This window comes from Hydrogenophaga sp. NFH-34 (assembly GCF_021401345.1).
Taxonomy (GTDB): Bacteria; Pseudomonadota; Gammaproteobacteria; order Burkholderiales; family Burkholderiaceae_C; genus Hydrogenophaga; species Hydrogenophaga electricum.
Window position 1 is genome coordinate 243,677 of record NZ_JACBGE010000002.1, and the last position, 12,319, is coordinate 255,995.

Consider the following 12,319-nt stretch of genomic DNA (forward strand, 5'->3'; position numbering starts at 1 on the left):
CTCTTTTAAATCAAAGACATTTCAACAATTTTTCTCAATACAAAATTTGTTTTCTTGTATTGAGAAATTTTTCCGCAATGCAGCACAAATACTTCCACAATACAAAATTTAACTTTCTCATTGTGGAAGGCACTCATGGAGGCGCGTCCCCGCTTGAGGCATGATGCGCAGCCATGTCGGCCCTCCCCGTTGTCGCAACCGCTCCCCGTTGGCTGGCCTACGGGGCCTTGGCCCTGAGCATGTCGCTCGTTGGCAGCTATGTGGCCTTGTCCAAGCCGTTGGTGGCCATATTTCCGGTGTTTCTGCTGGCCTGGTTGCGTTTTGGTATCGGCGGTTTGGCGATGGCATCCTGGCTGCGCCGTCCGGCAGACGAGCCCCCCATCACACCGCGGGTAAAACGCCTGCTGTTCCTGGAATCGTTTCTGGGCAATTTCCTCTTTTCCATCTGCATGTTGTTTGGCGTGCGCTTGACCACCGCCGTGGCGGCCGGCGTGGTGATGTCTGCCATTCCCGCGGTCGTGGCCATCCTCAGCGCCCTCTTCCTCAAAGAGCGCATTGGTCACCGTACCTCAGCAGCCATCGCCTGTGCCGCCATCGGCATCGCTCTGTTTTCGTTGCAGAAACCGATACACGACGATGCGCTCGCGGCGACTGCCAGTCAATTTGCCGGGGTATCCCTGACCGTGTGGGGCAACCTGCTCGTTTTTGCCGCCGTGGTCTGCGAAGCCTCCTATGTTGTGATCGGCAAACGCTTGACCGAAGGGCTTGGCCCCAAACGCATCTCGGCCATCATCAACCTCTGGGGCTTTGCCCTGGTGACCCCCCTGGGGCTCTGGGCCGCTTTCTCCTTTGATTTCGGCAGTGTGTCAATGGGGCTGTGGGCGCTGTTGGTCTTCTATGCCCTGGCTGCAAGCATGTGGACCGTCTGGCTGTGGATGACCGGCCTGAAGACGGTGCCTGCGTCTCGGGCTGGTGTGTTTACCGTCATGCTGCCGGTGAGTGCCGCGGCGGTTGGCGTGCTGTTCATGGGCGAGCGCCTGTCATCGCTGCAGGTGTTGGCTTTCGTCATTGCCTTGCTCGGCCTTGTTCTGGCCACCCTGCCTGCACGCCGCCCGAACTGAAGGTATCTCAAGACCTTCGGTCAAAGACACCACAAGCCGGTAGGCTGCGTGATGCCCATCCAGAGCGCCCACCCGGATGTGAGAGCCAGCGCCAAGCCTGCCAGCCGAATCGCCCAGCCCCCCGAAGCGCCACCCCGGACACGCAACAACAACCACGGACCTGCCGTGAGCGACAGCGAAGTGCCCGCCGAAAACAAGGCCATGATCAGCGCCCCATCGAGCGCACTGGCCGACAAAGAAGCCATGAGCAACGCCGAGTAGAGCAGCCCACAAGGCATCAGCGCCCAGGCCACCCCAAGCACCACCGGAGCCTTGCTGCCCATGCCTGCGAGCACCGGCCGGGCACGGCGCCAGACCCCCTGCCCCAGATCCTCGATCCAGCCGGGCTGGCGCGCGCGCCATATCAGCGTCACACCCAGAAGCAGCGCCGCCACGTGAAACATGGTCCACACCGGGCGAACCACCTGGGTGTTGGTTCCCAGCCAAGCGAGGCCTTGCACAGACCCCGCAGCGAAAGCACCGAACAGGGCGTACCCCACCATGCGGCTGACCTGGAAGGACCACAAAGCCTGTGTACTCCGTGAACCGGCTGCGCGGCTGATGCCGGCGCAGGCAGCCCCACACATGGCCACGCAGTGCGGGCCACCGACCACGCCCATGAACAGGGCTGTCAAAGCCATCGAGGTCTGCATGGAAGCACTCTAGCAGGCGAACACGGGGGCGTCACCGCACCCCGACATGCCCGTTGCCCATCAGATGATCTTGGAAAAGCGTGCGCGATCGATGTCGCCTTGCAGGTACTTGTCAAAAACCATGGCAATCGCCCGCACCAGGTACCAACCGGTGGCTGTGACCTCGATCCCAGCGCTGTTGATCTTGAGCAACCCTTGTTCGACCAGCCCGTCCAGGGTTTCCAGCTCACGGGCGAAGTAGGTCGAAAAATCGATCAGATGTCCCAGCTCGATGGATTCGAACTGCACCGCCCCCTGGCACATGATGGACATGATGACCGAGCGACGCAGCAGGTCATCGCGCGACAAGGCCAACCCCCGCACGATAGGCAAGCGCCCCTGGTCCAGCGCATCGTAATAGTCTTCCAGGGTCTTGGCATTCTGGCTGTAGGTGGCGCCAATACGGCCAATGGCCGACACCCCGAGCGCAATGAGATCGCAGTCGGGCTGCGTGCTGTAGCCCTGGAAGTTGCGATGCAGACGCCCTTGTCGCTTGGCCACGGCGAGCGCATCGCCAGGCAAGGCGAAATGGTCCATGCCCACATACACGTACCCTGCATCGCTCATCGCATCGAGCGACATCGACAGCATGGACAGTTTGTCTCCCGGGCTGGGCAACTCGGCCGCGACGATGCGCCGCTGAGGTTTGAAGCGCGTGGGCAGATGGGCGTATGCGTACAACGCAATGCGGTCAGGGCGCAGCTCGTTAACCTGGGCAAGCGTTCGAGCAAACGATTCCGGTGTCTGCAGCGGCAGACCGTAAATCAGGTCCACATTGACCGACTCGAACCCGATCTTGCGGGCAGTATCGACCAATGCAAACACCTGCTCTGCGGGCTGCACGCGATGCACCGCCTTCTGCACGGCCGGATCGAAGTCCTGCACCCCGAAGCTCAGGCGGTTGAAGCCCAGGCGTGCCAGTGTCTGCAAGCGCTGGCTGGTAACGGTACGCGGATCCACCTCGATCGAGTACTCCCCGCCGGGCACCAGCGTGAAATTGCGGCGCAGCATGGTCATCAAATCTTCCAGCTCCGGGTCGGACAGGAAGGTAGGGGTGCCGCCCCCCAGATGCAACTGCGAAACGTTGTGCCCTTTGCCAAAATGCTGAACCTGCAGTTCGACTTCGCGGGTCAGGTAGCGCAGATACTCGGCAGCACGCTCATGGTGTTTGGTGATGACCTTGTTGCAGGCACAGTAGTAGCACACCGACTCGCAGAACGGGACATGCACATACAGTGACAGCGGCAACGCCAACGAGCCTGCTCGACGCTGTTCAAGAGCCCTGACGTAATCTGCCTCGGTGAACGCCTCCACGAAGCGGTCGGCGGTCGGATACGAGGTGTATCGGGGACCTGGAATGTCGAATCGCTTGAGCAATTCGTCGGATATGGCGTGACTCACTGGCAGTTCTCCACTTGGGCGTTCCAATGTGCCTCAGTGGGTTGGCACGGCCCTTGATCTTGGTCAAAAGAGACCGCGCGTACGGGGTTATCCCCACACCCAACGCCTTGATGGCACTGGGATTTCTCGACACCCTCCCATCCATGGGTTAAGCTTCGAGCGCCAATTGGCGGAAGATTTATGGACGTCCAAAGCATCAAAGTCGCCTGTTCGAGCTGCAACCTTCGCGAGCTGTGTCTGCCCATGGGCCTGAGTACAGACGAGATGAGCAAACTCGACAGTGTGGTTTCCACCCGTCGACGCATCAAGCGGGGAACAGCCCTCTTCAATGTGGGTGACAAGTTCACCTCCCTCTACGCGGTCCGCTCGGGGTTTTTCAAGACTTGCGTCACCACGGCTGATGGCCGCGATCAGGTCACCGGCTTCCAGATGACTGGCGAGATCATCGGTCTGGACGGCATCGTGAGCGACCGTCACTCCTGCGATGCAATCGCCCTGGAGGATGCCGAGGTCTGTGTGATGCCTTTTGATCAGGTCGAAGAACTCTCACGCGAATTCACGACCTTGCAGCACCATGTGCACAAGATCATGAGCCGCGAGATCGTGCGCGATCACTCGGTCATGCTGCTGCTGGGCAGCATGCGTGCCGAGGAGCGGCTGGCGGCCTTTCTGCTGAACCTGGTGCAGCGCCTGCATGCACGCGGCTTCTCGCAGTCCGAGCTCATCCTGCGCATGACGCGAGAAGAGATCGGTAGCTACTTGGGCATGAAGCTCGAAACGGTCAGCCGCACGTTTTCGAAATTCGTCGACGAAGGCATCATCGACGTCAAGCAGCGCTATGTGCACATCAAGAACACCGACGGCCTGAGGTTGATCGTCAATCCAGGCACCTGCCGCTGACTGGCATCTGACATCTCACCCCAAGCCCTTCGGTGCACCGAAGGGCTTTTTTATGACTGTGCCGGATCCCCTGCATGCGGGTGGCGGACACAGCCTTCGGGCCGCTGGTCCTCCGGCACAGGACAACGGTTCACCTCCAGCGGCGACATGGCGAGCAATGTGGTCAGCGCACTCGACGTCAGCGTGATGGCCCAGAAGCCAAAAAAGGCCAGGGTATAGACCGCTTGCCGGGACAATGCCACAGGTTCACCAAACCAGTGCAGGTCGTGCGGATCCACCATGGCAAACACCAGCATTTCCAGCACGGCGGCGGCCAGAAATGATGGCCACCCTACCCACATCCATCGCTGCGCTTTCATCGTCGGTCTCCTCTACGCACGAAGTCGAGATTCGGGGTCGACGGGCTCGCCCCCGAAAGGCTCAGCGCTCAGGCGCCTCACCGGGCACCACGGGGGATGCCGCATGGTTGCGGGCCTGTCCGGCCGGCTGCATTTTGACAAGCGCGTCCACCCGCTCCTTTCCCTGCAGTGCTTTGGCAGCAGCCAGATCCCGCTCGTATTCGACCTTGTCGAGCACAGGATCTTGGTTGCAGTAGGCAATCACCGCTGTGGCAATGCCTGCCACCACAACAGCCATCGGCCCCCCCAGTACCAGCCACATATGAGGGACCCGCCACCACGGGATAGGTGCAGAGGCAGGAGGCGTTTTCTGAGGGGAGTTCATGACCCAGTCCATGTGGTTGATGTGGTGAGGTTTCAGTTTATCGAGGAACCAGAAAGACAGCCTTTTCGGCGACTGCATCGGTCGGCTTCTCAGACGAGCGCACGAGAAAACGAATGGGGTGCGAACCGGGCTCTGCAGCATCCGGAGGAATTTGCACACGAACGGCGACCGAACGCACCTCAGTAGGCAGCACATCCACCCACCGATCCGACGCAATCACGATATCCGGCAGTCCGTCCACATCGAGAAAATAGCGTTGCGGGTGTTCAGTCGCGTTCATGACCTGCAAGCGGAACACATTCTCGATCCGCCCTTGCTCCACCATGCGAGCCAGTGCTCCACGATCACGGATCACATCCACTTTCAGCGGGGTGCGTAAATAAAGGCTGACCAGTAAGGCCGCCGTGATAGCCCCCAATGCCGCGGTATAGACCAGCACCCGGGGTCGGAAGGCGCGCCGGATCATCGCCTGCCGACTCCAGCCTTGTGCCACGCCGTTTTGTGTGGAATACCGGATCAGGCCACGCGGATACCCAACCTTGTCCATGACCTCGTCGCACACATCAATGCAGGCACCACAACCGATGCACTCGTATTGCAAACCCTTGCGAATGTCGATTCCGGTCGGACACACCTGCACGCACAGCGTGCAGTCGACACACGACCCCAAGCCAAGCGCTTTCGGGTCGGCCTTCTTGGAGCGCGCCCCACGTGGTTCACCGCGCGCTTCGTCGTAGGTCACGATCATCGTGTCCGGATCGAACATCGCACTCTGGAAGCGGGCATACGGGCACATGTACTTGCACACCTGCTCACGCAGAAAACCCGCATTGCCATAGGTCGCCAGACCGTAGAAAAACACCCAGAAGGTCTGCCACGGCCCCAGCGAAGCCATCAGCGTCAGCGAGCCCAGTTCGCGAATGGGGGTGAAATACCCGACAAAGGTAAAGCCCGTCCAGAGGGAAAAGATGAGCCAGAGCAGGTGCTTGAGGCCACGCTTGCCCACTTTGGCCACAGACATCGGGGCTTCATCGAGCCTCAGCCGGGCCGAGCGCTCCCCCTCCACCCTTTTCTCTATCCAAAGGAATATTTCTGTGTAGACCGTCTGGGGACAGGCATAACCACACCAGAGACGCCCCGCCACCGCCGTGAAAAGGAACAAGGCCAGCGCTGAAATGACCAGCAACCCTGTCAGATAGATGAAGTCCTGGGGATAGAGCACCAGTCCAAAGAGGAAGAACCGACGGGACTCCAGATCAAAGAGAACCGCTTGGCGGGCATTCCACTGCAGCCATGGCACCCCATAAAAAGCGATCTGGGTCACCCACACCAAAGCCCAGCGCCACTTGGTAAAGAGACCGAAAACAGACCGGGGCTGGATCTTCTTTTGGGAGACGTAAAGCGAAAGCACGGCCTCATCACCGCCACCTGCGGGCGACCGGGACGTCACCTTGTCAGCGGAAGACTCTTGAGACAAAGCACTCGCTGCTGGGGGATGAGAACTCACAAAGGCACTTTAAAAAAAGAAAACCCCAGGCATGAGATCTCATGCCTGGGGTCGATGAGGGCTTACTGTGCCGTACCGGGTTTGGTCGACAGGCCCCACACATACGACGCGAGCACGTTGATCTGCGCCTCGTTCAACAACGCCGATTGAGCCGGCATGTGGTTGGTGAAACCATTGTTGACCGCACGGACGATGGCATCCTCACCCCAACCATGCAACCAGGTGCCATCAGTGAGGTTGGGGGCCCCCATGGCATGCATGCCCTTGCCATCAGGTCCGTGGCAAGCAGCACAGGCCGCAAACTTCTCCTTGCCCAACGTGGCGCGGACCGAATCGTTGGGACTGCCGGAGAGGCTCAGCACGTAGTGCGCCAGGTTACGGACATCTTCTGCCGAACCCACTGCTGCCGCCATGGGAGGCATCACACCGGTACGGCCGTTGGCAATGGTGGTCTTGATGTACTCATGGCCCGTACCGCCCAGCCAGTCACCATCGGTCAGATTGGGAAAGCTCTTGGAGCCTCGGGCGTCCGAACCATGGCACTGCGCGCAATAGTTCATGAACAGGCGCTCACCGATGGCCCGTGCTTCAGGATCGGCCACCATCTGCTCCGGGGTCATGCCGGTGAATTTGGCATACACCGGGGCAATGGCATCCTCGGCCTTCTTGACCTCGGTCGCATGCTGACCCTGCGACGACCAGCCCAGGGCCCCCTGGAACTTGCCGAACATGGGGTACAACGCACCATAGATCAGCGCAAACACAACGGTGATGATGAACAGGTAGACCCACCACTTGGGCAGCGGGTTGTTCATTTCCTTAAGGTCCACGTCCCAGACGTGACCAGTGGTATTGTCGGCATGGGTCGCAGCTTTGGTGGTGCCGCTGACCCACAGCAGGATTGCACAGGCAATGATGCTGACCAGGGCGAGGCCGCCGACGTAGATATGCCAGAAGTCGCTGGTGAAATCGCTCATGATGATTCTCTTGATCGTGGGGCGGGTCTTCAGTCTTCCTGGAAGGGCAGCCGGGCTGCCTCTTCAAAGTCGGCCTGGTTTCGCTTGGACCAGGCCCAGACCACAATGCCGACGAAGGTCAGCAGGCTGATCGCCGTGACGATGCTGCGAAGGTCGTTGATGTCCATGTCGTCACTCCTTCACTGCTGAGCCAGCTTGGCCGCACTGCGCGCGGTACCCAGCACTTGCAAGTAGGCGATCAGAGCGTCCAGCTCGGTCTTGCCCTTGACCTCGTCCACCGACTGGGCAATCTCCTCGTCCGTGTACGGAGCGCCCAGCATGCGCAACACTTCCATGCGCTTGGGCAGACCTTCAGCCTTGACCGTCTTCTTCTCCAGCCAGGGGTAGGCGGGCATGTTCGACTCCGGCACCACATCCCGCGGGTTGTGCAGATGCAAGCGGTGCCATTCGTCGCTGTAACGGCCACCAACGCGGGCCAGATCCGGACCGGTGCGCTTGGAGCCCCACTGGAAGGGCCGGTCGTAGACGAATTCACCCGCCACCGAGTACGGGCCATAACGCAGCGTCTCGGCCTGGAACGGGCGAATCATCTGCGAGTGGCAGTTGTAGCAGCCTTCCTTGACATAGATGTCACGACCGGCCACCTGCAGCGCGGTATAGGGCTTGAGCCCCTCGATCGGCTGCGTGGTCGACTTCTGGAAGAACAGCGGCACGATTTCCACCAGACCACCCACAGCCACCACGAGGGTGATCAGGACGATCATCAGAAAGTTGCTGGTCTCGATCCGGGCGTGGCCGGTCAGCTTTTCATTGCTAGCCATTTTGTTGTTCTCCTGATCAGGCGTGGGCAGGGTTGACGGCGATCACGGGCGCGTTCACGGCGCGGCCTTGCAGAGCCGTCATCACCACGTTCCAGAGCATCACGATCATGCCGGTCAGGTACAGCACGCCGCCAAGCAGACGGATCACGTAGAACGGGAAGGTGGCCTTGACAGATTCGACAAAGGTGTAGGTCAGGCTGCCATCGGGGTTGACCGAGCGCCACATCAGACCTTGCATCACACCGGCGATCCACATGGCAGCGATGTACAGCACGATACCGATGGTGGCGATCCAGAAGTGCAGTTCGATGGCGGGCACCGAATACATCTTCTTCTGACCGAACAGGCGCGGAATCAGGTAGTACAGCGAGCCCATGGACACCAGACCCACCCAGCCCAGAGCACCGGAGTGCACGTGACCCACCGTCCAGTCGGTGTAGTGCGACAGCGCGTTGACTGTCTTGATGGACATCATCGGGCCTTCGAAGGTGGACATGCCGTAGAACGACAGCGACACGATCAGGAAGCGCAGGATGGGGTCGTCACGCAGCTTGTGCCAGGCACCCGAGAGCGTCATGATCCCGTTGATCATGCCGCCCCAGCTGGGCGCGAGGAGGATGAGGGAGAACACCATGCCCAGAGACTGCGCCCAGTCAGGCAGCGCGGTGTAGTGCAGATGGTGGGGGCCGGCCCACATGTAGGTGAAGATCAGGGCCCAGAAGTGCACGATCGACAGGCGATACGAATACACGGGACGCTCGGCCTGCTTGGGGATGAAGTAATACATCATGCCCAGGAAAGCGGCGGTCAGGAAGAAGCCCACGGCGTTGTGGCCGTACCACCATTGCACCATCGCGTCCTGCACCCCGGCGTAGGCAGAGTACGACTTGAACAGTTCGACCGGCACGGCCGCGCTGTTGACGATGTGCAGCAGCGCCACGGCGATGATGAAAGCGCCGAAGAACCAGTTGGCCACATAGATGTGCTTGACCTTGCGAATACCGACCGTGCCGAAGAACACGATGGCGTAGGCCACCCAGGTCACCGCGATCAGGATGTCAATCGGCCATTCCAGTTCGGCGTATTCCTTGCCGGATGTAATTCCCAGCGGCAGGGTGATCACCGCAGAAACGATGACGATGTTCCAGCCAATGAACGTGAACCACGCCAGCGCATTGGAGAACAACGGGGTGTGACAAGTCCGCTGGACAACGTAGTAGCTCGTCGCGAACAGCACACACCCTCCGAAGGCGAAGATCACCGCATTGGTGTGCAGCGGTCGCAAGCGGCCGTAGGTGATCCATTCGATCCCCATGTTGAGCTCGGGCCACGTCAGCTGGGCCGCGATGATCACGCCCACCAGCATCCCCACCACGCCATAAATCACGGCAGCGATGGAGAACCAGCGAACCACGCTGTCGTTGTAGACCGCCGGTTGGCCGGTCTTTGTTGTCACGGACATACAGAACTCCTCGTAAATGTCACCAGCGGGAGTGTCGTTTTCGGCACCCCCTGCCGCCTTGACGTAAGTCAATCGCCTCTGAGAACCCGCTCGCCCTCGCGCTCGATGTTGTCGAATTGCCCCGACTGCAAAGCCCACCAGAACACGCCGATGATGACAAAGACCAGCAGGACGGAAAGCGGAATAAGCAAGTACAGAATGTCCATGGTCAAACCCAGGTTGAGTTGATGAGCGAAAGCCTTCTCAGGCCCGCGCCCGCGTGGAGCCCGCCAGACGCAAGGCATTGCCGATCACCAGGAGGGAACTGCCTGCCATGCCCAGGCCGGCCAGCCACGGGGGCATCCAGCCAACCAGCGCCATCGGAATGCTCACCGCGTTGTACAGCGCGGCCCACACCAGGTTCTGCCGCACGATGCGCATGGTGGAACGGGCTTGGCGCAACGTCAAGACCACATCCATCAGACGCCCGCCCTGAATGATGTAATCGGACTGGGCCTGCGCGAGCGCTGCGGCGTGCCCCAATGCAAATGACGTGTGTGCACGTGCCAGCACCGGGCCGTCGTTGAGACCATCGCCCACCATCGCCACACGGCGCCCTTTTGCCTGAAGGGCTTCCAGCTCGGCGAGCTTGCGTTCTGGTGTTGCACCCGCAATCACAGCGCCCACACCCACCTCACGCCCAACCCGCTCCGCGGCTGCCTGGCGATCTCCCGACAACAGCCAAGTCTGGACACCCAAATCGTGCAAGGCGGCCACCGTTGCCCGGGCATCTTCGCGCAGCCCCTCTCGCAGCTCGAAAGTGGCCAACCACCCGTCGGCATCGGCCAGATAAGCTTTTGGGGTCTCGTTGGCGGTATCCGCAGCCAGCCCACAGAAGCTGGCAGAGCCGAGGCGGACGAGCGTCCCGTCGGCCCTCAGGGCTTGCAAGCCCTGGCCAGCCAGTTCACGACAATCTCCACGCGCTGAAGGAGCACCCTCCATCGGGTTCGCCAGCTTGGCGGCCGCCACAATGCCACGCGAAACCGGATGAAGAGAACCTTGCGCAAGCTCAGCGGCCAGCGACAGAACCATGGCTGACGTCCATCCTTCGCGAGCCCGGACACTTTCGAGTTCGAGACGATCATGAGTAAGCGTGCCGGTCTTGTCGAACACCACCGCGTCGATGCCCGCCAACGACTCGAAGGCCTGCAAGCGCCGCACAAGCGTTCCGCGCCGTGCCAACGCCCCCGCCGAAGTCAGCATGGCCGCCGGCGTGGCCAGCGACAAGGCACAGGGGCAGGTCACGATGAGCACCGCCACGGCAACCGCCAACGCCTTGCTGTGGTCGATCTGCCACCAATACCAGCCGGCAAACAACGCACTGAGCAGCACGATAACCAGAAATGGGGCCGCAATGCGATCAGCCAGAACGGCCAAACGGGGCTTGTCCGTGGAAGCCTTTTCCATCAACGCCACGATCTGGGCAAAACGGGTATCGCGCCCCAGACGGTCCACGCGCATCAGCACGGGCCCGGCAAGATTGAAGCTGCCCGCCACCACCGACTCGCCCGCCGAGCGCGTCACCGGATGCGACTCACCGGTGAGCAGCGTCTCGTCCACCGTGGCGGAATCGCTGAGGATGGCGCCGTCCCCCGGAAAGGCCTGCCCCGCGCTGACCCGCACCACATCACCAACGGACAAGCGCCGCACCGACACGGTTTCGAAGCGCCCTTCCGCCGCCTGACGATCGCAGACCTCGGGCAACCGGTTCATGAGCGTGTCCAGTGCCCCCGCCGTGCGATCACGCGCCTTGTGTTCCAGGTAACGTCCACCCAGGAGGAAAAACACGAACATGGTGAGCGAATCGAACCACACCTCGTGTCCCCAGGGACCGGATGGATCGAACGTGGCCGCCGTGCTCACCAAAAAAGTGACCAGGATGCCGATGGACACCGGCGTGTCCATCCCGACACGCCCCAGGCGCAGATCGCGCCAGGCATTGCGGAAGAACGGGCCGCTGGCGAATGTCACAACAGGCACACTGAGGATCCAGCTCGCCCAGCGCAACAGTTGCTCCAGATCGGCGGGCATCTCGCCGGGTTTGGCCACATACGCCGGCCATGCGTACATCATGACCTGCATGTTGCAGAAACCCGCCACGAACAGCCGCCACAGCGCCATGCGCGTCTCGCGCAAGCGCTCACTGATGGACAGCGCCTGCTGCAACGGCAGGAGGCGATACCCTGTGCGCCCCACGGCCTGCGCCAAATCGGAGAGTCTCGCCTGTGCCGGATCCCAGCGCAGGGTCAACCGGCGGGTGGCTGCATGCACCCGGGCGCTTTCCACGCCTGGCAGATCCTGCAGCGCACATTCGACGGTGTCGGCACAGGCGGCACAGTACATGCCCTGAACCAGCAGCACCGACTGCGCCACACCCGCTTCGCCAGGCGACGCTTCGGCCGCCGGTTCGTACGTGGTGAACTCCTGCTGCTCCACAGGGTCATCGAGCACGGTGAAGTCATCGGTCACCGTCAACGGCCCCCGGTGCGCACCAAACACGTCATCGACCGGCTCCCCGGCCGGGAGACTGTCTGGTGAGGGGCCCACCGGGGGCACGGCGAGGGCCTTGTTCATGGGCCGGGAGCGTACTTCAGGGTCCGAAACCGGGGCTTGACATATATCAACCGGGGTGGAACC

At 61.2% G+C, this 12,319-nt stretch carries 13 protein-coding genes; 2 read left to right on the forward strand and 11 right to left on the reverse strand.

Features of this window, described 5'->3' with window-relative positions:
• Positions 1-173: 173 nt before the first annotated feature.
• Positions 174-1,121, forward strand: coding sequence for a DMT family transporter (locus L0977_RS03025; RefSeq protein ID WP_234263226.1), 948 nt, complete (start codon positions 174-176; stop codon positions 1,119-1,121).
• A gap of 20 nt (positions 1,122-1,141) precedes the next feature.
• Here L0977_RS03025 and L0977_RS03030 read toward each other — a convergent pair whose 3' ends face one another.
• Both L0977_RS03030 and hemN read right to left on the reverse strand, forming a co-directional pair.
• On the reverse strand, positions 1,142-1,801 hold the full coding sequence (locus L0977_RS03030) for a sulfite exporter TauE/SafE family protein (protein WP_326491043.1): 660 nt from the start codon (positions 1,799-1,801) through the stop codon (positions 1,142-1,144).
• Between the two features lie 72 nt (positions 1,802-1,873).
• Positions 1,874-3,253 (reverse strand): oxygen-independent coproporphyrinogen III oxidase, encoded by a 1,380-nt coding sequence (gene hemN, locus L0977_RS03035; RefSeq protein ID WP_234263228.1) that lies wholly within the window; start codon positions 3,251-3,253, stop codon positions 1,874-1,876.
• Positions 3,254-3,433: 180 nt separating this feature from the next.
• Between hemN and fnr the strand changes: the two genes are divergently transcribed.
• On the forward strand, positions 3,434-4,153 hold the full coding sequence (gene fnr / locus L0977_RS03040) for a fumarate/nitrate reduction transcriptional regulator Fnr (RefSeq protein WP_234263229.1): 720 nt from the start codon (positions 3,434-3,436) through the stop codon (positions 4,151-4,153).
• Positions 4,154-4,203: 50 nt separating this feature from the next.
• Here fnr and L0977_RS03045 read toward each other — a convergent pair whose 3' ends face one another.
• The 9 genes from L0977_RS03045 to L0977_RS03085 form a co-directional block, all read right to left on the reverse strand.
• Entirely contained in the window at positions 4,204-4,512 is a 309-nt protein-coding gene (locus tag L0977_RS03045) for a hypothetical protein (RefSeq protein ID WP_234263230.1), read from the reverse strand.
• A 61-nt stretch (positions 4,513-4,573) separates the two neighbouring features.
• Positions 4,574-4,954: a nitrogen fixation protein FixH gene (locus tag L0977_RS03050; RefSeq protein WP_234263231.1), complete on the reverse strand. Its 381-nt coding sequence runs from the start codon at positions 4,952-4,954 to the stop codon at positions 4,574-4,576.
• Positions 4,914-6,326, reverse strand: coding sequence for a cytochrome c oxidase accessory protein CcoG (ccoG, locus tag L0977_RS03055; protein WP_234263303.1), 1,413 nt, complete (start codon positions 6,324-6,326; stop codon positions 4,914-4,916). The genes L0977_RS03050 and ccoG overlap by 41 nt, the downstream gene beginning before the upstream one ends.
• A gap of 119 nt (positions 6,327-6,445) precedes the next feature.
• Positions 6,446-7,360 carry a cytochrome-c oxidase, cbb3-type subunit III gene (ccoP, locus tag L0977_RS03060; protein WP_234263232.1) on the reverse strand — a complete coding sequence of 305 codons (915 nt, stop codon included), beginning with the start codon at positions 7,358-7,360 and terminating at the stop codon, positions 6,446-6,448.
• A gap of 29 nt (positions 7,361-7,389) precedes the next feature.
• Positions 7,390-7,527 (reverse strand): cbb3-type cytochrome oxidase subunit 3, encoded by a 138-nt coding sequence (locus L0977_RS03065; RefSeq protein WP_234263233.1) that lies wholly within the window; start codon positions 7,525-7,527, stop codon positions 7,390-7,392.
• 12 nt (positions 7,528-7,539) lie between these two features.
• On the reverse strand, positions 7,540-8,181 hold the full coding sequence (gene ccoO / locus L0977_RS03070; RefSeq protein ID WP_234263234.1) for a cytochrome-c oxidase, cbb3-type subunit II: 642 nt from the start codon (positions 8,179-8,181) through the stop codon (positions 7,540-7,542).
• Positions 8,182-8,197: 16 nt separating this feature from the next.
• Entirely contained in the window at positions 8,198-9,643 is a 1,446-nt protein-coding gene (ccoN, locus tag L0977_RS03075; protein WP_234263235.1) for a cytochrome-c oxidase, cbb3-type subunit I, read from the reverse strand.
• Between the two features lie 68 nt (positions 9,644-9,711).
• The gene (ccoS, locus tag L0977_RS03080; RefSeq protein WP_234263236.1) at positions 9,712-9,849 is read right to left on the reverse strand and encodes a cbb3-type cytochrome oxidase assembly protein CcoS; all 138 of its coding nucleotides are present in this window, start codon (positions 9,847-9,849) and stop codon (positions 9,712-9,714) included.
• Positions 9,850-9,886: 37 nt separating this feature from the next.
• On the reverse strand, positions 9,887-12,256 hold the full coding sequence (locus L0977_RS03085) for a heavy metal translocating P-type ATPase (protein ID WP_234263237.1): 2,370 nt from the start codon (positions 12,254-12,256) through the stop codon (positions 9,887-9,889).
• Between the last annotated feature and the right edge of the window lie 63 nt (positions 12,257-12,319).